General features: G+C 70.5%; 24 protein-coding genes and 1 pseudogene. 9 read left to right on the forward strand and 16 right to left on the reverse strand.

Annotated features, from left to right (window positions below; all coding sequences use genetic code 11):
* Positions 1–3 precede the first annotated feature (3 nt).
* Genes ACOWU6_RS10765 through smc form a run of 4 tightly spaced genes read right to left on the reverse strand, consistent with a single transcriptional unit; the run spans position 4 to position 6,089 of the window.
* Positions 4–504 (reverse strand): DUF2004 domain-containing protein, encoded by a 501-nt coding sequence (locus ACOWU6_RS10765; RefSeq protein WP_271171697.1) that lies wholly within the window; start codon positions 502–504, stop codon positions 4–6.
* A gap of 25 nt (positions 505–529) precedes the next feature.
* Positions 530–1,399, reverse strand: coding sequence for a signal recognition particle-docking protein FtsY (gene ftsY, locus ACOWU6_RS10770; protein ID WP_271171696.1), 870 nt, complete (start codon positions 1,397–1,399; stop codon positions 530–532).
* 38 nt (positions 1,400–1,437) lie between these two features.
* On the reverse strand, positions 1,438–2,559 hold the full coding sequence (locus ACOWU6_RS10775; protein ID WP_421075676.1) for a class I SAM-dependent methyltransferase: 1,122 nt from the start codon (positions 2,557–2,559) through the stop codon (positions 1,438–1,440).
* Positions 2,556–6,089: a chromosome segregation protein SMC gene (gene smc, locus ACOWU6_RS10780; protein ID WP_421075677.1), complete on the reverse strand. Its 3,534-nt coding sequence runs from the start codon at positions 6,087–6,089 to the stop codon at positions 2,556–2,558. The genes ACOWU6_RS10775 and smc overlap by 4 nt, the downstream gene beginning before the upstream one ends.
* 543 nt (positions 6,090–6,632) lie before the next feature.
* On the opposite strand from smc, the gene ACOWU6_RS10785 reads away from it, so the two are divergent.
* Genes ACOWU6_RS10785 through cofD form a run of 4 tightly spaced genes read left to right on the forward strand, consistent with a single transcriptional unit; the run spans position 6,633 to position 10,167 of the window.
* Entirely contained in the window at positions 6,633–6,917 is a 285-nt protein-coding gene (locus ACOWU6_RS10785) for a hypothetical protein (protein ID WP_282977586.1), read from the forward strand.
* Positions 6,914–8,077 carry a GNAT family N-acetyltransferase gene (locus tag ACOWU6_RS10790; protein WP_421075678.1) on the forward strand — a complete coding sequence of 388 codons (1,164 nt, stop codon included), beginning with the start codon at positions 6,914–6,916 and terminating at the stop codon, positions 8,075–8,077. The genes ACOWU6_RS10785 and ACOWU6_RS10790 overlap by 4 nt, the downstream gene beginning before the upstream one ends.
* On the forward strand, positions 8,074–9,141 hold the full coding sequence (locus ACOWU6_RS10795) for a GNAT family N-acetyltransferase (RefSeq protein WP_282977583.1): 1,068 nt from the start codon (positions 8,074–8,076) through the stop codon (positions 9,139–9,141). The genes ACOWU6_RS10790 and ACOWU6_RS10795 overlap by 4 nt, the downstream gene beginning before the upstream one ends.
* 54 nt (positions 9,142–9,195) lie before the next feature.
* Positions 9,196–10,167 carry a 2-phospho-L-lactate transferase gene (gene cofD / locus ACOWU6_RS10800; protein WP_271171690.1) on the forward strand — a complete coding sequence of 324 codons (972 nt, stop codon included), beginning with the start codon at positions 9,196–9,198 and terminating at the stop codon, positions 10,165–10,167.
* Position 10,168: 1 nt separating this feature from the next.
* Here cofD and ACOWU6_RS10805 read toward each other — a convergent pair whose 3' ends face one another.
* The 4 genes and pseudogenes from ACOWU6_RS10805 to ACOWU6_RS10820 form a co-directional block, all read right to left on the reverse strand.
* Positions 10,169–10,831: a SatD family protein gene (locus tag ACOWU6_RS10805; protein ID WP_271171689.1), complete on the reverse strand. Its 663-nt coding sequence runs from the start codon at positions 10,829–10,831 to the stop codon at positions 10,169–10,171.
* Positions 10,832–10,914: 83 nt separating this feature from the next.
* Positions 10,915–11,049 (reverse strand): annotated as a pseudogene (locus tag ACOWU6_RS10810) (zinc finger domain-containing protein); the annotation flags it as partial.
* A gap of 57 nt (positions 11,050–11,106) precedes the next feature.
* Positions 11,107–12,492 carry a hypothetical protein gene (locus ACOWU6_RS10815; RefSeq protein ID WP_421075679.1) on the reverse strand — a complete coding sequence of 462 codons (1,386 nt, stop codon included), beginning with the start codon at positions 12,490–12,492 and terminating at the stop codon, positions 11,107–11,109.
* A 44-nt stretch (positions 12,493–12,536) separates the two neighbouring features.
* A complete protein-coding gene (locus ACOWU6_RS10820) occupies positions 12,537–13,298 on the reverse strand; it encodes a hypothetical protein (protein WP_421075680.1) in 762 nt (253 codons plus the stop codon).
* A gap of 88 nt (positions 13,299–13,386) precedes the next feature.
* On the opposite strand from ACOWU6_RS10820, the gene ACOWU6_RS10825 reads away from it, so the two are divergent.
* Both ACOWU6_RS10825 and ACOWU6_RS10830 read left to right on the forward strand, forming a co-directional pair.
* On the forward strand, positions 13,387–14,058 hold the full coding sequence (locus ACOWU6_RS10825) for a hypothetical protein (RefSeq protein WP_421075681.1): 672 nt from the start codon (positions 13,387–13,389) through the stop codon (positions 14,056–14,058).
* A gap of 13 nt (positions 14,059–14,071) precedes the next feature.
* Positions 14,072–15,097 (forward strand): DUF4238 domain-containing protein, encoded by a 1,026-nt coding sequence (locus ACOWU6_RS10830; protein WP_421075682.1) that lies wholly within the window; start codon positions 14,072–14,074, stop codon positions 15,095–15,097.
* Between the two features lie 28 nt (positions 15,098–15,125).
* Here the strand turns inward: ACOWU6_RS10830 and ACOWU6_RS10835 are convergent, their stop codons facing one another.
* On the reverse strand, positions 15,126–15,818 hold the full coding sequence (locus tag ACOWU6_RS10835; RefSeq protein WP_421075683.1) for a hypothetical protein: 693 nt from the start codon (positions 15,816–15,818) through the stop codon (positions 15,126–15,128).
* Positions 15,819–16,000: 182 nt separating this feature from the next.
* Here ACOWU6_RS10835 and ACOWU6_RS10840 point away from each other — a divergent pair, with 182 nt between their 5' ends.
* Entirely contained in the window at positions 16,001–17,200 is a 1,200-nt protein-coding gene (locus tag ACOWU6_RS10840; protein ID WP_421075684.1) for a HEPN-associated N-terminal domain-containing protein, read from the forward strand.
* A 721-nt stretch (positions 17,201–17,921) separates the two neighbouring features.
* Here the strand turns inward: ACOWU6_RS10840 and mutM are convergent.
* The 6 genes from mutM to ACOWU6_RS10870 form a co-directional block, all read right to left on the reverse strand.
* Complete coding sequence (gene mutM / locus ACOWU6_RS10845; RefSeq protein ID WP_421075685.1) at positions 17,922–18,827, reverse strand: bifunctional DNA-formamidopyrimidine glycosylase/DNA-(apurinic or apyrimidinic site) lyase; 906 nt, start codon at positions 18,825–18,827, stop codon at positions 17,922–17,924.
* Positions 18,820–19,500, reverse strand: coding sequence for a ribonuclease III (gene rnc, locus ACOWU6_RS10850; protein WP_282977575.1), 681 nt, complete (start codon positions 19,498–19,500; stop codon positions 18,820–18,822). Before rnc ends, mutM begins: the two co-directional genes overlap by 8 nt.
* 26 nt (positions 19,501–19,526) lie before the next feature.
* Complete coding sequence (gene rpmF / locus ACOWU6_RS10855) at positions 19,527–19,736, reverse strand: 50S ribosomal protein L32 (protein ID WP_172989695.1); 210 nt, start codon at positions 19,734–19,736, stop codon at positions 19,527–19,529.
* Positions 19,737–19,738: 2 nt separating this feature from the next.
* Positions 19,739–20,233 (reverse strand): YceD family protein, encoded by a 495-nt coding sequence (locus tag ACOWU6_RS10860; protein WP_271172174.1) that lies wholly within the window; start codon positions 20,231–20,233, stop codon positions 19,739–19,741.
* A gap of 127 nt (positions 20,234–20,360) precedes the next feature.
* Positions 20,361–20,861, reverse strand: coding sequence for a pantetheine-phosphate adenylyltransferase (gene coaD / locus ACOWU6_RS10865; protein WP_271171685.1), 501 nt, complete (start codon positions 20,859–20,861; stop codon positions 20,361–20,363).
* A 76-nt stretch (positions 20,862–20,937) separates the two neighbouring features.
* Positions 20,938–23,106 (reverse strand): ATP-dependent DNA helicase RecG, encoded by a 2,169-nt coding sequence (locus ACOWU6_RS10870; RefSeq protein WP_421075686.1) that lies wholly within the window; start codon positions 23,104–23,106, stop codon positions 20,938–20,940.
* 62 nt (positions 23,107–23,168) lie between these two features.
* Between ACOWU6_RS10870 and ACOWU6_RS10875 the strand changes: the two genes are divergently transcribed.
* Entirely contained in the window at positions 23,169–23,741 is a 573-nt protein-coding gene (locus ACOWU6_RS10875) for an RsmD family RNA methyltransferase (RefSeq protein ID WP_421075687.1), read from the forward strand.
* Between the two features lie 6 nt (positions 23,742–23,747).
* On the opposite strand, the gene thiL is transcribed toward ACOWU6_RS10875, so the two are convergent.
* Positions 23,748–24,734 carry a thiamine-phosphate kinase gene (gene thiL / locus ACOWU6_RS10880; RefSeq protein WP_421075688.1) on the reverse strand — a complete coding sequence of 329 codons (987 nt, stop codon included), beginning with the start codon at positions 24,732–24,734 and terminating at the stop codon, positions 23,748–23,750.
* 49 nt (positions 24,735–24,783) lie between these two features.
* Between thiL and ACOWU6_RS10885 the strand changes: the two genes are divergently transcribed.
* Entirely contained in the window at positions 24,784–25,293 is a 510-nt protein-coding gene (locus ACOWU6_RS10885; RefSeq protein ID WP_421075689.1) for a DUF3515 family protein, read from the forward strand.
* The last annotated feature ends 1 nt before the right edge of the window (position 25,294 follow it).

The following is a 25,294-nucleotide window of genomic DNA, read 5'->3' on the forward strand; positions in this document are numbered from 1 at the left end:
GCGCTACTCGGCGCTCGTGACCGAGTGGATGCTGCCGTCGCTCGTGAGGTTCACGAGCAGCACGTCGTCGGTCGCGTCGGGGTCGAGCGCGTACTCGAGCACCGCGAACGGGTCGGATCCGCCGTGCTCGTCCGCGAGGATCGTCATGCTCATGAGATTGAGCGAGCGGATGATGTCGACCGCCGGATCGCCGGAGATGTCGACGAGGAAGTCCTCGAGGCCGTCGCCGAGCGTCTCCTGCTGCATGAGGATGTACTCGGTCACCTCGCTCGCGCGGTTGTCGACCTCGCCGAGCATGGCGATCCGGCTGCGGCGGTCGACCTCCTCGAGCGACGACACGATCGCCGCGGCGGCGTCCAGCGCCTCCTGCGACACGTCCTCCTGATCGGGCGCCGTCAGGTCGACGGACACGGTCTGGTCGCCGAGCTCGACGTTCTCCGACCAGAAGATCGAGCCGTCGGGACCGGACTCCAGCAGTCCGAAGAAGTCGTGTTCGATCGCCATGTCGCTTACTCAACCATCCGAGCCGTCAGTCGACAAGCGACGCGGCGAACACGTGCGGCGTGAAGCCCGTGAGGTCGCCGATCCCCTCGCCCTGACCGAGCAGCTTGACGGGGATGCCCGTGCGCTCCTGCACCGCGAGCACGAAGCCGCCCTTCGCCGATCCGTCGAGCTTGGTGAGGACGAGACCGGTGACCCCGGCGTGCTCGAGGAACGCCTGCGCCTGCATCACGCCGTTCTGCCCGGTCGTCGCGTCGAGCACGAGGAGCACCTCGCTGATGGGGGCCTGCTTCTCGATCACGCGCCGGATTTTCGTGAGCTCGTCCATCAGGCCGCCCTTGGTGTGCAGGCGGCCGGCGGTGTCGACGAGCACGATCTCCGTGCCCGTGCGCTTGGCGTGGTCGATCGTCTGGAAGGCGACGGACGCCGGATCCTGCCCCTCGCGCTCGGGGCGGACGATCGCTGCCCCGCCGCGCTCCGCCCACGTCGCGAGCTGGTCGACGGCGGCGGCGCGGAACGTGTCGGCCGCGCCGACCACCACCGACCGGTTGTAGCGGCGCAGGAAGTGCGCGAACTTGCCGATCGTCGTGGTCTTGCCGACGCCGTTCACGCCGACGACGAGCACGACCGCGGGGCGCTCGGTGAGCTTGAGCGTGGTGTCGAATCGCGCGAAGTGCTCCTCGAGCGTCTCCTTCAGCATCCGCTGGAGGTCCTTGGGGTCGGTCGTGCGGTACCGATCGACCTTCTCGCGGAGCTCGTCGACGATGCGCTCGGTGATCTCGGGGCCGAAGTCCGCCGTGATGAGAGCCGTCTCGAGGTCCTCCCACGTGCCCTCGTCGATCGTGGGCTTGACGAACATCCCGCGCAGCGCGCGCCCGAGTGACCACTTCTCCGCCATGCTCCCAGCCTAGTTCGCGGCGCGCGGGCGGCCGACCGTCAGCGGCGGGTCGACGCGGTGACCGTGAAGCGGGTGCTGCGGCCGACCTGGCGCGTGGGGCCGACGATGCGCTCGAGCGCTGGCCGGTACGCGAGGTGCGAGTTCCACACGCACCAGAGCTCGCCGCCCGGCCGCAGCACGCGCGCGGCGTCGGCGAAGAGGCGCGGTGCGATCGCGTCGGTCACGGCGGCTCCGGAGTGGAACGGCGGGTTGAGGATGACGAGGTCGGCCGAGGCGTCTGCACGCGAGCCGAGGCCGTCGTCCTGCACGACCGCGATGCGGTCGGCGCCGTTCGCGGCCGCGGTCGCGCGGGCGGACGCGACCGCGGCCGCCGACTGGTCGCTCGCGACGACCGCGGCATCGGGATGCGCGAGCGCGTACGCGGTCGCGAGCACGCCCGTCCCGCAGCCGAGGTCGATCGCGTCCCGGACGGCGGGCATGTCGGGGAGGAAGCCGAGCAGGAACCGCGTGCCGATGTCCACGGAGGCCCCCGCGAAGGCCGCGCCGTGCGCGCACACCGTGAGGCCGACGTCGTCGTGGCGGACGCAGCGCGGCCAGCCGCCCGATCGCCGCGGATCGGGGCCGGCCGCGTGCAGGACGCGGCTCTTGCTCGCCGCCCTGCTCGCCCTCACCTCGCGGAAGTGCCGCGCGAGCACGTCGTTCATGCCGAGCGTCATGTGCTTGATGCGCCCTCCCGCGACGACGCGCACGTCGGGCGCGGCATGCGCCGCGATGAGCCCCGCGATCTCGTCGAGGGCGTCCAGGGCGCGCGGCAGCTGCACGAGGACGACCCGCGCGTCGCGCACGAGGTCGGCGTCGAGCGCGTGCATCGCGAGGGGTGCGAGGTCGATGTCGAGCGCCCGGGCGTTGCGCTCGAGCGCGCGGCGGCCGGTGATCGCGTCCTGGTGCAGTCGGATGGCCCTGGTCGGGTGCGCGCGCAGCAGCGGGAGCGACAGCCCGCCGTATCGGTCGCCGATGACGACGACGGGTGCGTCGCCCGCGTCGGCCTCGGACAGGATGAGGCGATCGCTCGCGTCTGCCGCGACGAGGTCGTGCGCCTCGACGTCGGGGGCGCGGCGCAGCCGCGGTGCGATCGCGTCGAACGCCTCGAGCGCGTTCACGAGGCCACGCGATCGCCGACGCGCTGGCCGACGACCGCCGAGACGCCGTCCTGGCGCATCGACACGCCGTAGAGCGCGTCGGCGATCTCCATGGTGCGCTTCTGGTGCGTGATGACGAGCAGCTGGCTCGAGGCGCGCAGCTGCTCGAAGACGCCGAGCAGCCGGCCCAGATTCGCGTCGTCGAGCGCGGCCTCGACCTCGTCGAGGATGTAGAACGGGCTGGGGCGCGCCTTGAAGATCGCGGTGAGGAGCGCGACCGCCGCGAGCGACCGCTCGCCGCCCGACAGCAGGGACAGCCGCTCGATCTTCTTCCCCACGGGCCGCACGGTGACCTCGATGCCGGTCGTGAGCATGTCGTCGGGGTTCGTGAGCGAGATGCTGCCGGTGCCGCCGGGGAAGAGGATCGGGAACACCTCCTGGAACGCCGCTCGGGTGTCCTCGAAGGCCGCGGCGAAGATCGTCTGCATGCGCTCGTCGAGATCGGCGATGATCGTCATGAGGTCCTTGCGGGTCTGGACGAGATCGTCGAGCTGCTCGGTGAGGAAGCGGTGCCGCTGCTCGAGTGCGGCGAACTCCTCGAGCGCGAGCGGATTGACGCGCCCCAGCTGCGACAGCTTCCGCTCGGCCTCGCGGAGGCGGCGCTCCTGCATGCGCCGGTCGTAGGGGATGGTCGAGGGCTCGTCGGCGTCGTCGTCTCCCGTCGCGGAGCCGAGATCCCCGATGTCGCGCGGCACGGGCTGGTCGGGGCCGTACTCCGCGACGAGGATCTCCTCGGAGAGGCCAAGCTCGCTCGCGACGCGCTCGAGGAGGCTCGTGAGGTGGAGCTTCTTCTCGTGGATCTGGAGCTCGATGCCGTGCACGCTCTCGGTGAGTCCCGAGAGCCGCTCGCGCAGGCGCCCCTCCTGCTGGCGCAGGTCGCGCAGCTCGGCCGTGACAGCCGAGCGGGCGCTCTCGGCCTCGGCGAGGGCGAGGCGGGCCTCGGCCGCTGAGCGGTCCACGGAGTCGAGCACCCGCGGGAGCTCGGCGGTCACGCCCTCCGCGACCTCGCGCTGGGCGCGCCGGATGACCGCTCGCCGCGCGGCCTGCTCGGCGGCCGCCTGCTCGCGCTCGCGCTGCCGCTCGAGCTCGACGACGCGCGCCTCCGCCGCGCGCACCCGCTCGCGGAGGGTCTCCACCTCGAGGCGAGCGGCCATCTCGCGCTCGCGCGCTGCCTCCACCGAGGCGAGCAGGCCGTCCCGCGCCGAGGCGTCGAGGATGGGGCGGGGCTCCTCGAGGGCGCGCTCGAGCTCCGCGGCGGCCTCTGAGGCCTTCGCCTCGGCGTCGGACACGGCCCCGGCTGCCTGCGCGAGACCCGCCTCGAGGCGCTCGCACTCCGCGATCGCGGCCTCGTGGCGCACGGTCACCCGGTTCACGTGCTCGGCGTGCTGAGCGAGCTGGGCGTCGTGCTCGCGGAGCTCCTGGAGCCGCTCGCGCGTCGCGCGCCGCGCCGCCTGGAGGCGCTCCGCCGCCTCCTCGCGTCGCGGTCCGAGGTCGTCGAGCGTGCGCTGCACCTCGGCGAGTCGTTCGGACGCGGCGTCGCGCTCGGCCTGGAGCTCGAGGCGCGAGCGGCTGCCGCCGGAGCCGGCGCGCAGGGTGCGCGCCGTGCACACCTCGCCGGCGCGTGTCACGACCGTGATGCCGAGGTCATCCGAGCCGGCGGTCGCGAGCACCTCCCGCGCCGCGTCGAGGTCATCGACGATGACGACGCGGGCGAGCAGCCCGAGGACGCCGTCCGGCGCCGTCACGACCGCGTGCGCGGGCGTCGCGCCCCGCGGCGCGGCGACGGGGTCGCCGGCTCGGCCGCCCGCGATCACGATGTCCACGACGCCGACATCGACCGCGTCGCGCGCGGCCTGGAAGGCGGCCTCCTCGTCGTCGACGAGCATCCCCTCCGCGAGCGGTCCGAGCACAGCGGCGACGGCGGCCTCGTACCCGCCCGCGACGTGCACGCTCTCGCCGACGAGCCCGCGCACGCCGGCGCCGCCGCGGGCGATCAGCTCGGCGGCCCCGCCCTGCACGTCGAGCGCGCTGCCCAGCGCCGACACCTTCGCCGTGAGCGCGTCCGCCTCGCGCTCTGCCGCACGATGCGCCTCGCGGAGCTCCTCCACGGCGGCCTCCGCTTCGGCCGCCTCGCGCTGCGCGTCCTCGTAGCGCGCCTGCAGGTCGGCTGCGGTGCCCTCGGCGACGGCGATGTCCTCGAGCGCCTCGAACGCTTCCGCCGCCTCGCGCCGGCGCTGCTCCGCCGCGTCGAGCGCGTTCTGCTGCCGCAGCACGCCGCCGCGCACCGCCGCGAGGGTCTGCTGCGCCGCTTCGGCGGCTCCCCGCAGCGTCGTGATCCGCATGTCGTGCGCCGACACGAGCGCGCTCTGCTCGGCGATCTCGACGTCGAGCGCATCCAGCTCGGCCCGCGCGGCGGCGACCTGGCGGGTGGCCTCCTGCGCCGCGTCCTGTGCGGCGCCGACGCCGTCGGCGATCTCCACGATCTCGGCGCGGGCGTCGTCGATGTCGCCGCGGCTCACCGTGACCTTCGCGTCCGCGTCGTCGTCCCGCTCGCCCAGGAGCGCGAGACGCTGGTTCGCGAGGGTGTAGAGGCCGCGCAGACGCTCCTGCACCTGCTCGAGGCCGAAGAGGATGCGACGCGCCTCATCCACCGCCTCGGCGTTCTGCTCCCGCTCGAGCGCGGCGATCCGGGCCTTCGCGGCGTCGGCCTGCTCCTGCAGCGCGAGGCGCTCGGTGTGGCGCTCGTGCTCGTCCCTGGCGTGATCGGCGAGCGCGTGCCGCAGCTGCACGACGTCGTCGGCGTACAGGCGCGCCTTCGCGTCGCGCACGACCGCCGCGATCGTCTGCGCCTCCCGGGCGATCTCGGCCTGGCGGCCGAGCGGCTTGAGCTGTCGGCGGATCTCCCCCGCGAGATCGCTCAGACGCGTGAGGTTCTGCTCCATGGCCTCGAGCTTGCGGACCGTCTTCTCCTTGCGGCGACGATGCTTGAGGATGCCGGCCGCCTCCTCGACGAAGCCGCGGCGTTCCTCCGGCGAGGCCTGGAGCACGGTGTCGAGGCGTCCCTGTCCCACGATCACGTGCATCTCGCGGCCGAGTCCGGAGTCGCTCAGGAGCTCCTGGACGTCGAGGAGCCGACAGGACTCGCCGTTGATCGCGTACTCGCTCTGGCCGCTGCGGAACAGCGTGCGGCTGATCGTGACCTCGCTGTACTCGATCGGGAGCGCCCCGTCCGAGTTGTCGATCGTGAGCTGCACCTCGGCGCGGCCGAGAGGGCCGCGGGTCGCGGTGCCGGCGAAGATGACGTCCTCCATCTTGCCGCCGCGGAGGGTCTTGGCGCCCTGCTCGCCCATCACCCAGGCGAGCGCGTCCACGACGTTCGACTTCCCGGAGCCGTTGGGCCCGACGATCGCCGTGACCCCCGGCTCGAGCGCGAACGTCGTGGGCTGAGCGAACGACTTGAAGCCCTTGAGCGTGAGGCTCTTCAAGTGCATCCGCGCGGCTCCCTTCCCTGTCGTCGCCCTGGAAAATCAGGTCTCACGGTACCGGACGGCCCCTGTGCGGGACGCGATGCGCTGCGGCTCGGCGCGACGAATCCTGGGAATCCGCTTGACGCGGCCCGCGCCATCTGCGTAACGTGTGTGATCGCACGATCACCTCTGGGCGCTCCGCCCAGCGAACCGGCACGAGAGGAGGAAGCCGACATGGATATCACCACGAACCCAGGTGCAGCGCGCATCGCGCTCTCGGCTTCCGTCCCCGTCGGCTTCGCTCGACGTCAGGTCGCAGGGATCGTCGCAGGCGGACTCCGCCGCGCAGGCCGACTCTCCTAGCGAGAGGTCTGCCCTGAGCCCGCACGCGCGGCTCATCCGTCCCTGAGACCAGGCGACAGCCGTCTCTCCGCGCCGCCTCCGGCGTCCGCCTCCGAGCGCCACCCGGGCCGCTTCCCGCCCCGCGCTCCGCACCCGTCCCCGGCATCGCCCGGGGTCGTCTCCCCGTTCCCATCCGGAACATCTCTCTCCCACGAAGGAATCACCGTGAACACGATTCACCTGTCCCCGTCCGCCCATCCCCCGCAACCGAGCGGCATGCCGCGCGCGCTCTCGGCCATCCCCGAGCGCACCCCGCGCACCTCGGCAGCTGACCGCATCGCGATGCGCATCGGCCTGTGGCTGCTCCTGTGGAGCACCCGCCCGTCCGAGACGCCCGAGCAGACGCGCGCGCGGTACGAGCGTCAGCGCCTGGCGGCCGCCGCGCGCGCCGAGCACGAGGCGCAGATCCAGCGGATCACCCTCGTGTACGGCCTGGGCGGCATGCGATGAGCGCCCGCACGACCGCTGCGCACCCGACGCCCCGCGGAGCCTCCCACTCCGCGGGGCGCCGGCCCGCCGCCCGCTCGGCGGGTCGCCCCTCGATCGCGTTCGCGCCGATGCACCTTCCCGGATCGGTCGAGTCGCCCGACGCGGGCGAGTTCCTGGCGTTCACGAGCGCCGCGAACGCGATGTGGCGCAGCGACTCGGGCACCGATCTGTTCCGCGAGGACCCGGCGGAGTGGCTCGTCGGCCTCCGCGAGACGACCTACGTCGACAAGTCCGGCATCGTCGCGCGACGCGGCGAGGAGATCGTCGGCTTCGCGGGGCTCGCGTGCCCGCGCGCTGCGAAGCGCACGGCGCACGTCGACATCGTGATCCACCCCGATCGCAGAGACGACGACGAGGCCGACGCCCTGCTCGCCGAGATCGAGCGCCGCGCGCGCGAGCGCGGGCGCACGTCGCTGCGGGCCTTCGCGTTCGCCTCCGCCGACGCGGGCGGAGACCGACTCCCCTCTCCCACCGGATCCGGATCCCTCCCGCGCGATGCCTGGCAAACGCGCTTCCTCGTGCGCAACGGCTACGCGCTCGGCCAGGTCGAGCGGGCGAGCGTCTTCGACCTGCAGGGCTCGTTCGAGGCCGTCGACCGGCTTCTCGAGGCCGCGGTCGCGAAGGCGGGCCCCGACTACCGGGTCGCGTGGTGGCAGACGCCGACGCCCGAGGAGCACATCGAGGGCTACGCGGCCGCCATCTCGCGGCTGGACGAGGACGCCCCGAGCGGAGAGCTGCCCGTCGAGGCCGACCCCTGGGACGCGCAGCGCATCCGCGATCGGGAGGACCTCAAGCGCCGCGCCGGGCAGACGATGGCCGTGACGGTCGTCATCCACGAGCCGACGGGGCAGGTCGCGGCGTACAACGAGCTCGTGATCGGCGCCGATCGGACCGCCCCCACCGAGAACTACGGGACGCTCGTCATGCCCGAGCACCGCGGTCGCCGCCTCGGCACGATCGTCAAGTGCGTCGGCCTGCGCCGCTGGCGCGAGCTCGTCCCGACCTCCCCCGTCGTCCGGACGTTCAACGCCGAGGAGAACCGCTACATGCTCGACGTGAACGAGGCCGTGGGCTTCCGCCCCGCCGCGTACACGGGCGAGTGGACCAAGGAGCTGACATGACGCTGCGCATCGACCGCCTGACGGCCCCCGAGAGCCTCGACGCGCCCGACGCGACCGACTTCCTCGAGTTCGTCCGCCTCGGCAACGCCGCGTGGCGGCGCGACTCGGGCACCGACCTCCACGACGACGACCCGGCCGACGTGCTGAGCCGCTGGCAGGAGCAGACCTACCACGTGATCACGCCGCTCGTCGCGCGCGAGGGCGACCGCATCGTCGCAGCGGGCGCGCTCGACGCCGAGCGCTCGAAGCAGCGCACCGCCGAGATCGACGTCGAGGTCGCCGACGGGCACGACGCGGCAGGGGACGCGCTCCTCTCGGCGCTCGAGGAGATCGCGGCGGCGCAGGGGCGCTCCGTCCTCCAGGGGTGGACCATCCACCGCGCCGGCGTCGAAGGGGAGCAGCTCGTCCCGCCGACGGGTGCCGGCGCCATCCCCGCCGAGGACGCGTCTGCGCAGCGCATGCTGCGCGCGGGATTCGCGCTCAGCCAGGTCGAGCGCAACAGCGTCTTCGATCTGCAGGGGCCCTACGATGCGGTCGATCGCCTGCTCGAGGCGGCGCTCGAGAAGGCCGGGCCGGAGTACCGGGTGGTGTGGTGGACCGGCGCGACCCCCGACGAGCACGCCGAGGGCTACGCCCGCGCCATCGCGCGGATGAGCACCGACGTGCCCGCGGGCGAGATGGTCACCGAGGAGTCGGCATGGGACGCCGAGCGGGTCCGCGCGCGTGACGCGCGCCTCGCCGCGGCCGGGCAGCTTCTGGGCGTCACGCTCGTCGTGCATGCGCCCACGGGCGAGGTCGCGGCGTTCAACGAGCTGCAGATCGGCGCCGACCGCACCCGGCCGACGTCCCAGTGGGGAACACTCGTCATGCCCGAGCACCGCGGGCGTCGCCTCGGCGCCATCGTGAAGTGCGTGGGGCTGCGGCGCTGGCACGAGGCCGTTCCGGAGTCGCCGTGCGTGTCGACGTTCAACGCGGAGGAGAACCGGTTCATGCTCGACGTCAACGAGGCGGTCGGGTTCCGTCCGGCGTCCTACGCGGCGGCCTGGGAGAAGACCCTCTCGTGACGCGGATGGCCCGGGTGCGCGCCCGGGCCATCCGCTCGCGGGTAGCGTGGTCAGGTGCGCTACACGGTCATCGGAGGCGGCGTCGGGTGCGCCCGCTTCGTGAAGGGTCTCCGCGAGCACGTCCGGCGGACGGGCGGCGACGACCGGATCGACGTCGTCGTCAACACGGCCGACGACTGGTGGGTGTCGGGGCTGCGGATCTCCCCCGATCACGACAGCCTGCTCTACGCGCTCGCCGGCGTGAACGACGCCGAGCGCGGCTGGGGCCGCGCCGGCGAGACCGAGCGCGTGGCCGCGGAGCTCGCCGCGTGGGGCGCCGCTCCCGAGTGGTTCACGCTGGGCGATCTCGACCTCGGGACCCACATCGCGCGGACGGCCTGGCTGCGCGAGGGCGCGAGCGTGTCCGAGGTCTTCCAGCGGCTCGCGCAGCGCTGGGATCTCGGCGTGCGGCTTCATCCCGCGACCGACAGCGAGATCGACACGCACGTGCGCACGGAGGATGGCCGCCGGATGCACTTCCAGGAGTGGTGGGTCCGGCACCGCGCCGGCCTCCCGGCGGTCGGGTTCGAGCAGGCCGGGATCGCCGCGGCGGTGCCGACCGCGGGAGCGCTCGAGGCGATCGCGGAGGCGGATGCCATCCTCCTCGCGCCGTCGAACCCCGTCGTGTCGATCGGCCCCGTGCTCGCGGTCCCCGGGATGCGCGACGCGGTGCGCGCGGCGCGAGCTCCCGTCGTCGGGGTGTCCGGGATCATCGCGGGCGCCGTCGTGCGCGGCATGGCCGATGCCTGCCTCGCGGCGATCGGGGTCGACACGTCGGCCGGGGCAGTCGCGCGTCACTACGGCCCGCGCACCGACGGAGGCCTGCTCGACGGCTGGCTCGTCGACACATCCGACGCCGCTGAGGTCGCGCCGCTCGAGCGTGCGGGGATCGCCGCGCGAGCCGTGCCCCTGTGGCTGCGCGACGCCGACTCGTCGGCGCAGGTCGCCGCGGACGCGCTCGCGCTTGCGGCGGCGGTCGACCGCTGAGTCAGTGGACGCGCCGCGGCCGCACGCCGAGCTCGAGGGCCTCCGTGCCGAGGCGGAGAGCCTGCGCCGACGGCTTGTTGAGCAGCTGCGAGATCGCCGACGGCGACACCCCCTCGATGCGGGCGATCTCCTTCTGCGGGTACCCGCACCACTGCAGGAAGACGGCACGGCGTCCGCGCGGCGAGATGTCGGCGATGAGGCTGTCGCGCGCGACGAGGTAGGCGTTGATCGGCCCCTCCATCGCGCGATCGTGCGCAGACGAGTCGGGGTCGACGAGGAACCACGAGCGCACGGCGGACAGCTGCGACCGCTCGATCTCGTGCGCCCGGTTGACGGCGTCGCGTGCCGCCCACCATCCGGGGCCGTCCTGGATGCGGTCGGCGAGCTTCGACTCGACGGTGACGATGCCCCCGAGCCCGATGCCGAACCGGCAGCCGACGTTGTCGGGCAGCGCGAGCTGCAGGTAGAGCGTCGACAGCAGGGCGTCATCGATCGTGCGGAAGGCGGCCTGGAACTCGTCTCCCACGGTCGGGTACCACTTCTGCAGGGCCCAGGGGTATGTTCGATCCACCTCGACGGCCGCGTTCTCGATCTCGCGCTGCACGGCGTCTCTCGACGTCGATGCGCGCGAGGAGATGATGTCCGCGATCACTGCCACCGCCATCCGTGAAGCATATCACTGAACCAGAGCCACAATTAAGCGAATTTGCTTAATTCTGCGAGGTGTTCAGCGATGTCCTTCACTGCTCAGCGCGGCCGCTGGCACCTCGGGCAGTAGTGACTCGAGCGGTTCATGAATGCCTCACGGCGGATCGCTCCGCCGCAGCGCGGGCAGGGCTGGCCATGCCGCCCGTAGGCGTTGAGGCTGTGCGCGAAGTAGCCAAACTTCGTCAGTAGTCCACGCTGATGAAGGCATTTCTGTCCAACTTCGCCCTTCTCTTACTCTCGACCGTGATTCCGGGGAATGTCGAGCGCAAGACCATCTGAGGCGGCGTCGGCTTCGAGCGCTCGTGCGGAGTGAGCCTCCCCAAAGACGAGACGGCGTACGGTGGCCCAGTCCTCCGAACGCCACGCATTGAAAAGTTCGAGCGCAGTGATCACGGGTTCAGATTGTGCGGCGACGAACTCGGGGCGTGTATACGGGCGTGCTTGACGTTCCTGAGGGATGAGGCGGTGCTGGTGGTTGATGATCAGTGCACCCCCATCGACGGGAGTCGATCCCGGGAGGTGCGGCCATTCGCGGAGGTGACGCATCAGATCCTCGTAGGCGCGCTCTGGTGCGCTCCCCGCGGATGATTTGACCTCGACCAGGCGAGCGCACCCTTGGAAGCTGCACAACAGGTCGGCGTTCTTCGTATCGCCAAGGAGCTCGTCAACATCGGTGACCGTGATGTCGGCTGCTTCGAGGACGATACGTGCCGTGTCTGCAAGTCGCTGTCCGCTCCCATACAGCAGGCCGTCGCGGACGCTGATCGCCGCGGCTTCGGCTGTCTCGAGCTCTTCGACAAGCCGTGTCCTGCTCGCACGGTACTCGGCATCGAGTTGAGCAAGCGCAGCCCGTGCCTGCTGCTCTCGGGTCGTCATCAAGGCGGGGTCTGCACCGAGATTCCGCCGTGCGCGCAGCATCGTGCCGGGGACGAGTTCAGGGAGGGCCTGTTCGACGAGCCAGTTCAGGAGCGGTGCCCACGGTGTCTCCACGGGCACGATGTAGCGGCGCTCGACACTGTCAGGGGAGGTCCAGACGGCGACGACGGGCTCGCCGAGCTCGGTTTCGACGATCGACGCAAGCTCGCCTTGTGGTGGGAAGGACACACGTCCGTCGTGTTGTTCCCAGGTTTGCCCTTCGAGTTCGAGCGCGCGCCACTTCGGCGCCGGCTTGAGGCTGAGCATGCGCAACGCGAGCAGGTGATCGATGTCGTCGAGGTCGGCCGCCGCGCGGACCTTTGCGCCAAGACCGAGGGGGCGGCTGCTGATGTTGGATTCGACGCGTCCGAGTGAGAGCGAGTCATCGTGCGAGGAGAAGAGGTTGCGGGGGTAGTCCGTCTCCCCGGTCGATCCGATGGGGCTGATGACGATTGCGAGCTCACCGCGGCTGGCAGCTCCTTCGCGGAATCGGTCGAACTCGTCCGCCCCCTGGTTGTGGTAGATGCTCGGTTGCAGCGCCGCAACGCAGTCAGCGGTGTCGAAGCCCACCCAGCGCGGTTCGATTCTGGATGACGTCCAATCGACGTCGTTGCGCGCGATCGTGGGGCGTCGCTTGTCCCGGAGCCACGCTCCGGCGTCGTCTCCGGCCGCTCGTTGGCGAGCCTCGATCTCGTCCCACATGGATGGCGGTTCAGAGCCCACGTGAACGGCGATCGGTAGTTGGCTCATGCGTGCACCGCCGTCGTCGAGACGGTGAAGAAGTGCGTCAGCGACTGCATCTTGCGGAGGTACATCGGGGCGATCGTCAGGTGCACGCGCGCGGTGTCCTCATCGATCTTCCTCCCCGTCGGATGCCCCACTTCGTTGCGGGTGAGTCTGATCAGGTCGGCGATGGCATCCAGTGTGAGCGGATCAGCTAGGCCGTCAGGCAGGCTGCCGCGTGCGGGTTCGACGCGCTTACGGAATTCGGTCCACAGTGCGAAGTAGTTGCTTCTCGGGCGATCCAGTTCCTTCGCCATGGCCGGCGCACCCGAGATCGTGGATGCAGCGAATGCCGTCGCCATGACGAGGAATGCGCGCTCGGCGGCGACACCGAGCATGACCGATGTGGCCAGATAGCAACGGGCGTTGAACGATTGCAGCGCCTCCGTCAGATAGAGCTCGACGAGCTCATCAAGGTCGGGAATCTCCCGCCGAACCCGATCGAGGTATCCATCCGGATCACGTGGTTCCCAGGTGCCGCCCTCCGCAATCCTTCGTCCGTCTGCGGAGAGCCGCCATTGCCAGTTGTCGGTTCCCGAGCTTTGACCGGCGGTGTCGAGGTACACCAGTCCGTCGGCGACGAGCGACCACAGCGCTTCCCACACTTCGGTCTCGCTGCAGCCGGCTTCTCTTCGTACAGCTGACGGCAAGTACGGACGTCCAAATCGACTGCTGTCACCGGCAGCGAGTTGCCGAAGAATGACTCGCCGAACTTTTCCCGTCATCCTTCTATTCGACCATCTTCAACTGACGCAGACCGGCACGACGCGGCGGTGATCGGATGGCGTGTCGGTGCCCCGTGGCAGGATCAACGTGGCCATCACTCTCTTCGCATTGGAGGCGTTCGTGCCTGAGCTACATCCGACGACCTTCTTGCAGGCCGCCGCCTGGGTGCCCGACGATGACCCCAAACGCCCTTGGGAAGAGGCAGCCGAATTGGCCGCCGAATGGATTTGGGCCCGAAGTGAAATCGAGGATGTGCCGCCGCTGCTCGTCACGAACACGTTCCAGAACGCGGTCGGCATACGATGCCTCGGCGACATCGCCCGTCGCGGCGGTCAAGCCACGCCGCAGGGAAAGCAGCGGTTTGCACCGGGGCCCGCCCTCGCCTACGTGCCAGATGCGAGATCGCTTCGGTTCGCGCTCGACTTGGCGCATGGCTACTCGCTCGCGGTCGTCGAGAGCGTCAGCTTCCCCCTCTCCGAATGGGCCGCGGGCGCCGGCGCGCTCAACCTGCTTGATGGTTCTACCAGCGCTATCAGTCTGCCCGCCGATGTCGTCGCTGATCTCGACCGAGCGGTCTTCTTCGGCGGCAACAACGGCTGGAGCGGCTCACACGAGAAGGCGCATGCACGAAGCCGCCTCGCCACACACATCGAGGCCGGTCGGCTCACCCCCGACGAAGCGGCCGCATACGTCATGTCGCAAGGGGTTTCCGACAAGGGCGCCACCCGATTGCGCGTTCTGCTTGAGAAGCATTCATGAGTGCTGATCACGGATGACACAGCAGACTTCGAATGCCGGCCGAAAGCCCTCGACCAGGCACCATGTGGTTCCACGGTTCTATCTGGATGGCTTCGCCCGACAGCGCCAGATCGGTGTCGTCCAACTCCCCGGCGACCCCCGGTTCCTGCAGAACGTGTCGGACGCGACCGTGCAGAACAACTTCTACACCGTCGCCGGCCACCCAGATGGATCGGATGTGTTCGAACGGGCGATGGGCCGCGTGGAAGCAGAAGCCGCGACTGTGCTCCGCAAGGTGGTCGACGACGGAGTCTGGCCGCTGCACGTTGACGACCGGGAGACACTCGCCACCCTCATCACTCTGCAGATGCTCCGAGAGCCGACGCAACGCCAGCAGATGCGGAACACCGCCATTGCAGTCGCACGCCTCCTCGTCGACACGGCGCGTCCCGAATGGCTCCAGACACTCGCGGCGGAGAAAGGGGAGCAACTCAGCTCGGAAGACGCTGCGCGCCAACTCGAAGAGCTGCAGGCAGCAGGTGCGATCGATGCGACGGTATCCCCTGCCAGCCACGCCGGTCAGATCGGATACCTGCTGCCCCGCCTCATCCGCTACATCACGGGACGGCCCTGGGCACTCGTTCGATTCGCCCGCCGTGGCCTCATCACGTCGGATTCCCCCGTCTCGCTGGTCCCCGATCCCTCAATGCCACCCCACATGCGCATGGGACTGATGACCGCACGCGGGTTCACGTTCCCGCTCAGTCGGCGTACCGCGCTCGTGATGTCGTCTCCCGAACCGTTCATCAACGCGGGCCGCCACGTCGACGAGGTAGCTGCCGGCGCATTCGACCTCGTTCGGACCGGGTCGACCCGCGACGAGCGCGCGATCAATCTCTCAACCGCATTCGGGGCACGAGAGCGGATCTACCACCACCCCGACGACAGGGCGTTCGTTCCTGAGGTCCTCCCCGACCCGGTCAACGACACCTTGTCTGCGGACGACATCTTTCACGACTTCGACGAATCGTGGTTGGCTGACGATTCGTCCGCAGAGTAGCGTCGACGTCCGCGGCCGTCCGCTCGAATCAGTTGAAGTGGAACGTGCGATAGGACGACCGCACATTGAACCGTCGGCCTTCCTTCCGGCGTTGCAGGAACCCTGCGATGGTGTCGACGTCGTCTCCGCGCATTCCGAGTGCCCGGCACTTGGCTCGCACCTGGTCGACGGTAATCGAGGCCCAGCGCTCGGGCCGGTTCATCATGTCGGCCTTGAGCTTGTCCTCTTCGTTCCACTTCAGGCCCGACGAGTATCCGGCGGCCATGTCGGCGACGTACTCGAGGATGCGGTCAACGCCATTCGGCAACGGCTCGAGAGCGATCTCCGAGCGCGGCGACGGGGCGATCGTCTCGCCTGGGAGCAGCTGGATCGGTTTCACGTCCTCGATCCACTCGGCTGTCTCCTCGACGCCCCATTCGATGACGACGATCGCGTCGGCATCGGCGTTCCACAGGTCGTTCAGATGCTGACGATCAGGCCAGGCGTAGAGCACTCGCTGACCGTCGAAGTCTCCTCCGTGAAATCCGCGCCAGGCGTGGTGATGCACGTTCGGCTGCGCAATCAGCCGCTTCAGGCTCTCGCTCTCAACAGCCCGCCGCGGCGTCACGATCACCACAGATCCGCCCGGCTGCGCAAGAAGCCACTTCACCGCACGTGTGTTCTGCGCTTCGCGCGAGTCGTTCTTGCCGAGTCGCGAGACTGCAATCGGAGTCGCATCCATCGACTACCCCCATCAATTCCTACTGTTCACGTTAGCCAGGGGCTCTGACATTCGACTCGACTGAGTGCTCTCCTGAACTCTTGGTAAGGTCGCGCTTGGCGCGCGTCGAAAAGGCGCCTTGATACGGCCACTAGGGTGACTCCCATGCGTCTAATGCACGGGATGGTGGTCCGGTGGGCCAAATGAAGCGATGGCTCGAAGAGATCGAGGCGCGCGGGTGGAACGATGTGGACAAGGTTGTCTGCACTCGATGCGTCACGGACTACGCGCTCGTCAAGGGTATTCGAGCCGACGACTGCTCTGCAGTCTGCGACTACTGCGACTCGCGTCCCACCCCGCCCGACGCGAGCGCGCCCGTCTCAGTCATCCTCGACCTGATCGTCGACGGCTTTCGGACCGAATATGAAGACCCCGTGGAACAGGTCCTCTGGTCGTCCGCCGACGGCGGCTTCCAGATGGCACTCGATGACACCTACGATCTCCTCGAAACACACGAGGTCACCGAAGACGGGGAACTCATTAGTGACCTCGCCACCGCGATTGGACAATCTGAATGGGTCCAGCGCGACCCCTACGCCGTCGCGCCAGCAGACGCTCTTCGATACGGGTGGTCAGAGTTCCGTGACCACGTAAAGCATCGGCGGCGATACTCGTTTCTACTTCAGGGCCCCACGGCGAGCCAGGGCGCTGGCGAGATCACGATCAACGACGTGCCGGCTGCCGTGCTCAACGCGGTGAGCGAGGCCGGTCAAGTGCGAACGCTACCCGCCGGGACGAAATGGTGGAGACTGCGACCGCACGACGCGAACGAAACCTATGAGACAGCTGGAGACCTAGGTACGCCGCCCGACAGCGTTGCCCGCGACAATCGAATGAGCGGCAAGGGAATCGGTGCGTTCTATGGGGCGTCTACCGCGCTGGGCGCCCAGCGCGAGGTCGCAAGCTACGCAGATCCTAGGCACGTCGGGACCATCGGTCAGTTCGAGTTGCTTCGCGACATTACTGTTGTTGACCTGACCAACGCTCCTCGCGTTCCGTCGCTGTTCGACGTTGAGGACCGGCACCGTCGACCGGCGATACGGTTCATGCACGACTTCATTGAAGATGTTCGCCGCGTCGCCGACCCGACCGACCGCCTCGATCTCGACTACATCCCGACGCAGATCATCTCCGAGTTCTTCCGGTATGAACTCGACGATCCAACCGGGCCCGTGCTTGGCGTCCTCTGGCGCTCGTCGAAAGACACCGAGGTCACCTGCTGCGTCATCTTCGCTTCGAATTCGGAGATGACTGACCTCTCCACGGCACAGCGTTCGCACCTCCTCGGACTAGATCCTGACTCCGTCAGCGTAATCAGCGCTCCCCTCGCCGAGGGCATTTAGCGGCCGCCAGAGTTGGGACGTGCGTAGAGTCGATCAATGGAATACGAACGGGTCCTCGGCCCCGATGCCGTTCCCGGAGCTGAAAGGGTCGACGTTCCCGCCGGATCGAGTCGCCCCACCAATCGGCGACGCTCAACATCCCCGCGGCTCGTACACCGCGCCTCCGACGACTGGCGGTATCTCGTCCGCGTCGAGCGCCCGCACAGCGATGACGGGCGCAGTCGTGCGGGTCTCGGGCTCGAAGAACACGAGGACCGCAGCCGCCACGGGTAGCCCGAGGTTGCGCACACGAACGCGAATGGGCGGTCGTCAGCGAGCTGTGGTGTGCGGGTGACGTCGAACGAATCGTCGAGCCGCAACGAGATCGGCACCGGGAACGAGCGCCAGTTGCCGTAACCGAGCGCACCGTCGACCTGATTGAGCACCGGCAACGACCCGATAGTGGAGCCGTAGCCCTGAGGCGCCGTTTACCGGATCGCGTCCCTCGACGGCATCATCTCCCGTTGACGTTCACGTGTCCAACACTGGTTGCATCACTGTTTCCGCTCGAAGAACAGGCAAAAGTACGGGCGGCCGGGACAGACATAGCGTCCGCCTGAGACGATTACACGTGCCTCCTGGCGACCGTACGGTCCGTCGGCGCGCCGTAGGGTCGAGCCCGTGGACATCCGCCGCATCGTGTGACTTCCCGTTCACGTTCACGTGTCCAAGACTGCTCAGATCACCGTTTTCGCTGGCAAACCGGGCAAAAATGTGAAGATCGATTCATGAATGAAACGCGTCTGATCGGCTTCTCGCAACGTCCGCAGAGCTCGCCTTCGCGGCCATATACCTGAAGACTGCGAGAAAAGTACCCGGCCTGCCCGTTGACGTTCACGTACTGCGCGTCGAAGCTCGTGCCGCCCTCCGCGAGGGCCTTCTGCAGCACCGCGCGGATCTCGGCGAGCAGCGTGCGGACGGCCCGCGTCGAGAGCGCCGACGCGGGCGTCTCCGGATGGATGCGCGCGGCCCAGAGCGCCTCGTCCGCGTAGATGTTGCCGATGCCGCTCACGACCGTCTGATCGAGCAGCACGCGCTTGATCGCCGACCTGCGGCGGGCGAGCCCTCGCGCGAACGCGGCGTCGTCGAACGCGGGATCCAGCGGATCGCGCGCGATGTGCGCGGCCTGCGATGCCACGAGGGGCGCATCGCTCCCCCATCCGCCCGGCGCGCCATCCGCCGTCGGCACGAGCGCGTCGACGGCGAGCGATCCGAACGTCCGCTGATCCGCGAACACGACGGCGAGCTCGCCGTGAGCCGGATGGTCGATCGCGAGCCGCACGCGCTCGTGGCGCTCGCGCGGAGCGCCGGGTGCGCGCAGGAGCAGCTGCCCGCTCATGCCGAGGTGCCCGATGAGCGCCTCCGCCGGCTCGATCGCCGCCGACTCGAGCAGAAGCCAGAGGAACTTGCCGCGACGCACGGCGGCCGTCACGGCGCGTCCGCTCAGGCGCGCGGTGAAGTCGTCGTGGGAGCCCACGTGCCGGGTGAGCGCACGGCCGTCGAGCACCTCGACTCCCGCGATGGTCGATCCCACCACGGCGGGCTCGAGGCCCGCTCGCACGACCTCGACCTCGGGGAGCTCAGGCACCGACGGTCCGCGCGCTGAGCGCGTGCCAGGCCGTGAGAGCCGCGGCCATCTCGGCCTGCTTCTTGCTCGTGCCCTCGCCGGTCGAGGCGTGATCGCCGACCTCGACCGTGGCAGTGAAGCGACGGTCGTGGTCGGGGCCGCGAGAAGCGACCGAGTACGACGGCGCTCCCAGGCCGAGGCGCGCGGCGAGCTCCTGAAGGCTCGTCTTCGGGTCGATCGCCGCGCCGTAGCGCTCGGGGTTCTCCAGGAGCGGCTCGATGAGGCGCAGCACGAGGGCCGACGCCTCCTCGGGCCCCGCCGACAGGTACGCGGCGCCGAACACGGCTTCGGTCGCATCGGCGAGGATCGAGTCCTTGTCGCGGCCGCCCGTCTGCTCCTCGCCGCGGCCGAGACGGAGGTGCTCGCCGAGGCCGATGCCGCGTGCGACCTCCGCGAGGGCGACGGTCGAGACGACGCTGGCGCGGCGCTTCGCGAGCGCGCCCTCGTCGAGGTCGGGGAACCGGCGATACAGCATGGTGGTGACGGCCAGCCCGAGCACCGAGTCGCCGAGGAACTCGAGTCGCTCGTTATGCGGGATGCCGCCGTGCTCGTACGCGTACGAGCGGTGTGTCATGGCCAAAGCGAGAAGCTCGGCGTCGATCTCGACGCCGAGCTTCTCGGAGAGTGGCCGCATGCGCGCCACGGAGTCGTATCCGCCACTCAGGCGTCGGCGACCTTGCGGCCCTTGTACTCGAGGAACAGCTCGGTGCCCTGCGAGTCGGTGACGACCTTGGCCTGGTGCGGGCGGCTGTAGACGACCTTGCCGTTCTCCACCGTCTTGACGAGGGCCGGAGCCTCCGCCTTCCACTGCGCGCGACGCGAGCGGGTGTTCGAACGGGAGACCTTCCGCTTCGGGGGGTTACCTGCCATGACTAGCTCTCTTCTGTGCTCGGGGCGGCGGAGTCCGCCGATCCATTCTGGTCTGTGAGTTCTCGGAGCGCGGCCCACCGAGGATCGACAGGCGCCTGCTGCGCGGTGCCGGGGCTCTGCGTCAGCCGCTCGCCCGTGACCGGGTCGAGGCCGGGGCAATCCGGCTGACACACCGGCTGAAACGGAAGCGACAAGACGACCGCATCCCTGACCAGAGTTTCAAGATCCACGTGGTCGTCTTGAACCTCGAAGTCAGCAGTTTCCTCACCAGGATACTCGAAAAGCTCCTGGAACTCGACTTCGAGCGGTTCGGCGATGTCGCGAAGGCATCGACCGCACACCCCCTCGAACTCCGTGTCGAGCTCCCCCGACACGAGGATGCCCTCGTGCACGGATTCGAGACGGACGTCGAGCTCGAGCTCCTTCCCCTCCGGGATCGAGACGATCCCCTCGCCCCACTGCTCGGGTGCGGGGATGGTCAGCGTGTGCTCGCGCATCTCGCCCGGCTTGCGGACGATGTCGCGGACGGGCAGCACGAAGGGCCCGGTTTTACGCGTTCTCACGGGGATCAATCGTAGTCGCGCCCGGGACGACGAGGGCCGTGGCGCGCGCAGGGACGCGCGGTCAGAAGTCCTTCGAGGTCGCGCTGCGGAGGTAGCGGGCGACCGCCGCCGGCACGTAGGGCGAGACGTCCCCGCCCAGGCCGGCCACCTGGCGCACGAGCGAGCTCGACACGACCGAGTGGGCGGGATCGGCGAGGAGGAACACCGTCTCGACGCCGGCGAGGTGGTTGTTGACGACCGCCATGGGCGTCTCGTACGCGACGTCGCCCTGCGAGCGGATGCCCTTCACGAGCACGCCGGCGCCCACCTCCTGCGCGTAGTCGACGAGCAGGCCCACGCTCCACGATCCGACGATGACCTTGCCGGGGATCTGCGCCTCCTCGACCGACTGCTCGAGAAGCTGCAGCCGCAGCGCGATCGGCAGCATCCCCTCCTTGTCGGGGTTGTGCACGACCAGCACGTGGAGCTCGTCGTAGAGCGAGGCGGCACGCCGGATGACGTCCAGGTGACCGAGGGTGGGCGGGTCGAAGGACCCCGGGACGACGGCGATCCGGTTGCTCATGCGATCCAGCCTAGCCAGGAGCCCCATCCGCGCCCGGGCAGCGCCGCGCCCGCGACACGCCGCGCGGGGCGCATGCTCAGCTCTTGCTCAGGGCCGCGCGCTCCTCCTGCGTGACCCGGCGCGCCAGGGCGTCGGCGAGTCCGGGATGCCGGGCGAGGTCGGGGTCCGCCGCGAGGACGCGGTCGGCTTCCTCCCGCGCCAGGGCGATGAGCGCCTGGTCCTTGACCACGCGGAGCAGCCGAAGCGATGAGCGCACGCCCGACTGCGCCTCTCCGAGCACGTCGCCCTCGCCGCGCAGCTCGAGATCGACCTCCGCGAGCGCGAACCCGTCGAGCGTCGCCGCGACCGCCTCGACGCGCTCGCGCGCCGGCGTTCCCTCTGTCGCCTCCGTCACGAGCAGGCAGAGTCCGGGCACTCCCCCGCGTCCGACGCGTCCGCGCAGCTGGTGGAGCTGGGAGACGCCGAAGCGGTCGGCATCGAGGATGACCATGGTCGACGCGTTCGGGACGTCGACGCCGACCTCGATCACGGTCGTCGCGATGAGCACGTCGACGCGGGCGGCCGCGAACTCCTGCATGATGCGGTCCTTCTCCTCGCCCGGCATGCGGCCGTGCAGGGTCGCGAGCCTGAGCCGCCCGACCGCGGGGTGCCGCCCGAGCATCTCGGCGACCTGCGCGACGCCCCAGCGCGGGCCGGAGCCGCCCTCCTCCGCGGTGGCCTCCGGGGCGTCGTCCTCGGCGGCGGCCTTGCCCTTCGCCGCGACGTCGATCGCGGGGCACACGACGAAGACCTGGTGCCCCTTCTCGACCTCCTCGGCGACGCGCTCCCAGACCCGGTCGAACCAGCGCGGGCGCTCGGCGACCGGAGCGACGAAGGTCTCGATGCCGGCGCGGCCCGCGGGCATCGTGCGGATGGTCGACACGTCGAGGTCGCCGAAGACCGTCATCGCGACGGTGCGCGGGATGGGCGTGGCGGTGAGGACGAGGGCGTGCGGACTCGTTCCCTTCGCGCGCAGGGTCTCCCGCTGCTCGACGCCGAACCGGTGCTGCTCGTCGACGACGACGAGCCCGAGGTCGGCGAACGTCGTGCCCTCGCTGAGCAGGGCGTGCGTGCCGACGACGATGCGCGACTGACCCGACGCCACGCGGAGCGCGGCCTTCCGTCGCGCCGCCGCCGGCATCTGGCCGGTGAGGAGCGTGGGCATGACCTCGGGAGCCAGCTGCGGCCCGAGCATGCGCGTGATGGAGCGCAGATGCTGGCCGGCGAGCACCTCGGTCGGCGCGATCAGCGCCGCCTGGCCGCCGGACTCGGCCACCTGCAGCATGGCGCGCAGCGCGACGAGCGTCTTGCCCGACCCCACCTCGCCCTGCACGAGCCGGTTCATCGGCCATCCGGCGACGAGGTCGGCCGCGATCCGCTCGCCGGTCTCGCGCTGGTCGTCGGTCAGCGCGAACGGCAGCGCCGCGTCGAAGCGCTCGAGCAGGCCGCCCGGCTGCGCCTCGCGGCGCGTGGCTGCGAGAGCCCTGACGTCACGGCGCTGCTGAGCGAGTGCCGTCTGGAGCACGAGCGCCTCGTGCCACCGCAGCGCCTTGCGCGCGCTGTAGGCGTGCCCCTCGTTCGCGGGTCGGTGCACGCCGTCGAGCGCGTCGCGCGCGCCCATGAGCCCCTCCCGCTCCCGCAGGTCGTCGGGGAGCGGCTCGGGCACGTCGCCGAGGCGGGTCAGGCACTGCTCCACGAGCTTCTGGATGGCCCAGCTCGTGAGCGCGGAGGTCGCGGGATACACGGGGATGAGCCGGCCGGCGAACTCCTGCGCGCGCGCATCGGCATCGCCCTCGTCGTCGAAGAGCTCGTACGCGGGATGCGAGAACTGACGCTCGCGACGGTACTCGCCCACCTTGCCCGAGAAGACGCCGCGACGACCCGGCCGGAGCTCGCGCTCGCGCCAGTCCTGATTGAAGAACGTGAGCGACATCTCACCCTGGCCGTCGCCGATGATCACCTCGAGGAGGCGCCCGCCGCGGCTGCGCATGGGGCGCGACTGCACGCGCCGCACCTCGGCGACGATCGTGACCGTCTCACCGAGCGGGAGGTCGCGGATGGGGGTGAGCTCGCCCCTGCTCATGTAGCGGCGCGGGTAGTGCGCGAGCAGGTCGCCCACGGTCGCCATCCCGAACGCCCGCGAGAGCAGGCCGGCGGACTTCGCGCCGACGGCCTCCGTGAGCGAGGAGTCGAGCGAGAGCGGCATGCGTCGAGTCTAGAAGGGGCCCCGGACGCGGACGCCGCGCCCGCCGAGGATATCGTGGCAGGGTGACGAGGATCATCGCGGGCCGCGCGGGCGGCGCCCGGCTCGACGTGCCGCGCTCGGGCACCCGCCCCACGAGCGACCGCGTGCGCGAGTCGCTGTTCGGCGCGCTCGAGGACACCGGCCTCATCGAGGGCGCCGCGGTCGTCGATCTGTACGCGGGATCGGGAGCGCTCGGTCTCGAGTGCGCGAGCCGCGGCGCCGCGTCGGTCGACCTCGTCGAGCGGTCCCGGCCGGCGGCCGAGATCGTGAAGCGGAACGTCGAGGTCGTGCGGCGCGCGATGGGCTCGAGCGCGCCCCGCGTGCGCGTCCACCCCATCGCGGTGCGCGCCTTCCTCCGCGGCACGGCGCCCGGCATCGACATCGCGTTCCTCGACCCGCCCTACGACCTGCCGCCGCGCGACCTCGACGACGACCTCGCGCTGCTCGCGCCGCTGCTCGCGCCGGGCGCGCTCGTGATCGTCGAGCGCGCGACGCGCTCCGGTTCCCCCGACTGGGCCGCCGCCGGCCTCTCCGCGTGGCGCGAGAAGGCGTACGGCGACACGACCCTGTGGTGGGGCGAGCCGCTCAGCGCCTGAGCGTCGTCAGCCCGCGGCCGCATCCCAATCGCGGTACGGATCCCAGCCGCCCGCGCCGAGGTACGGCACGCCGTCCACGTGGACCGATGCCTCGTCGCGCGGGATGACGCGTCCGATCGGGCGGAATCCGGGGGGCAGGGCGCCGGCCGGGAAGGTCGCCAGCAGCGCGTGGTCCTCCCCGCCCTCGAGCGCGATCCGCGGATCGTCCCCGAGGTCGGCGCTGTCGATCGCGATCGTGACCGCCGAGGCGTCGGCCATCCGCCGCGCGTCGAGCGCGAGGCCATCCGAGACGTCCATCATGGCGGTCGCGCCGGCGCGCGCGGCGAACGGCCCGAGGCCGATCGGCGGAGCGGGCCGCAGCTGCGCCTCGAGGACGCCCGTGTCGCCGTCCCGCAGCAGGGCGGGGTCGACGGGCAGGGGTGCGCCATCGGCGTCGCGGAAGCGCGCGAAGAGCACCTGCAGGCCCCGCGCGGCTCGGCCGAGCTCCCCCGCGATCGCGACGACGTCGCCCGCGCGGGCGCCCGAGCGCAGCACGGGGGCGCGTCCCTCGAGGTCTCCGAGGGCGGTCACGGCGATCGTGAGCACGTCGCTCGCGGTGAGGTCGCCGCCCACGACGGCGCAGCCGGGCGCGAGGGCGTCGCACGCGTCGCGGAGGCCGTCGGCGAGAGCCTCCACGAACGACGCGCGGGTGTCGTTGGGCATCGCGAGCGCGACGAGGAGCGCCGTCGGCCGCGCCCCCATGGCCGCGACATCGGCGAGATTGACGGCGGCCGACTTCCAGCCGAGGTCGTAGCCGCTCGACCACGCCAGCCGGAAGTCCGGTCCGTGGATGAGCGTGTCGGTCGTCGCCACGACCGACCCGGACGGCGCGGCGACGACCGCGGCGTCGTCGCCGGGCCCGACGAGGCCCGCGCCCGCGCGGCCCGTGCGCGCCAGGATCCGTCGGAGGATCTCGCCCTCGCTCAGCTCGCCGACCGTGGGATCCTCATGCATCCCTCCAGCGTAGGCGAACGCCCAGGACGCCCGAACGTAGGCTGGTGGGGTGAACCGCCGCCTCGCCGCCGTCTCGTGCCTCGCCGCCGTCGTCGCGCTCACGGGGTGCGCGCCGACCGTTCACCTCGAGGCGGCTCCGCGCGCGAACGACCCGCTGTGCGCCGAGGTCTCCGTGCGCATGCCCGACTCGGTCTCGGGCCTCGAGCGCCGCTGGACCGACGCTCAGGCGACCGCGGCGTGGGGCGAGCCGACCGCGGTCATCCTCTCGTGCGGATACGACGCTCCCGCCCCCACCACCCAGCAGTGCGTGACGATCGACGGCGTCGACTGGATCGTCGACGAGAGCGAGCGGCCCAATCTGCGCATGACGACGTACGGCCGCGAGCCGGCCGTGCAGGTCTACGTCGACACGACCGTCGTGTCGGCCGACGCGGTGCTCGCGGGCAGCGCGCTCGGCAGCGCGGTCTCCACGCTGCCGCGCGCGGCCCAGTGCACCGACCCCGACGCCGCGCCGGAGGGCGAGGACGCGCCGACGACCGGCACGCAGCCGGAGGACTGAC

The organism is Microbacterium sp. SA156 (assembly GCF_049065455.1).
In the GTDB taxonomy this organism is placed as follows: Bacteria; Actinomycetota; Actinomycetes; order Actinomycetales; family Microbacteriaceae; genus Microbacterium; species Microbacterium barkeri.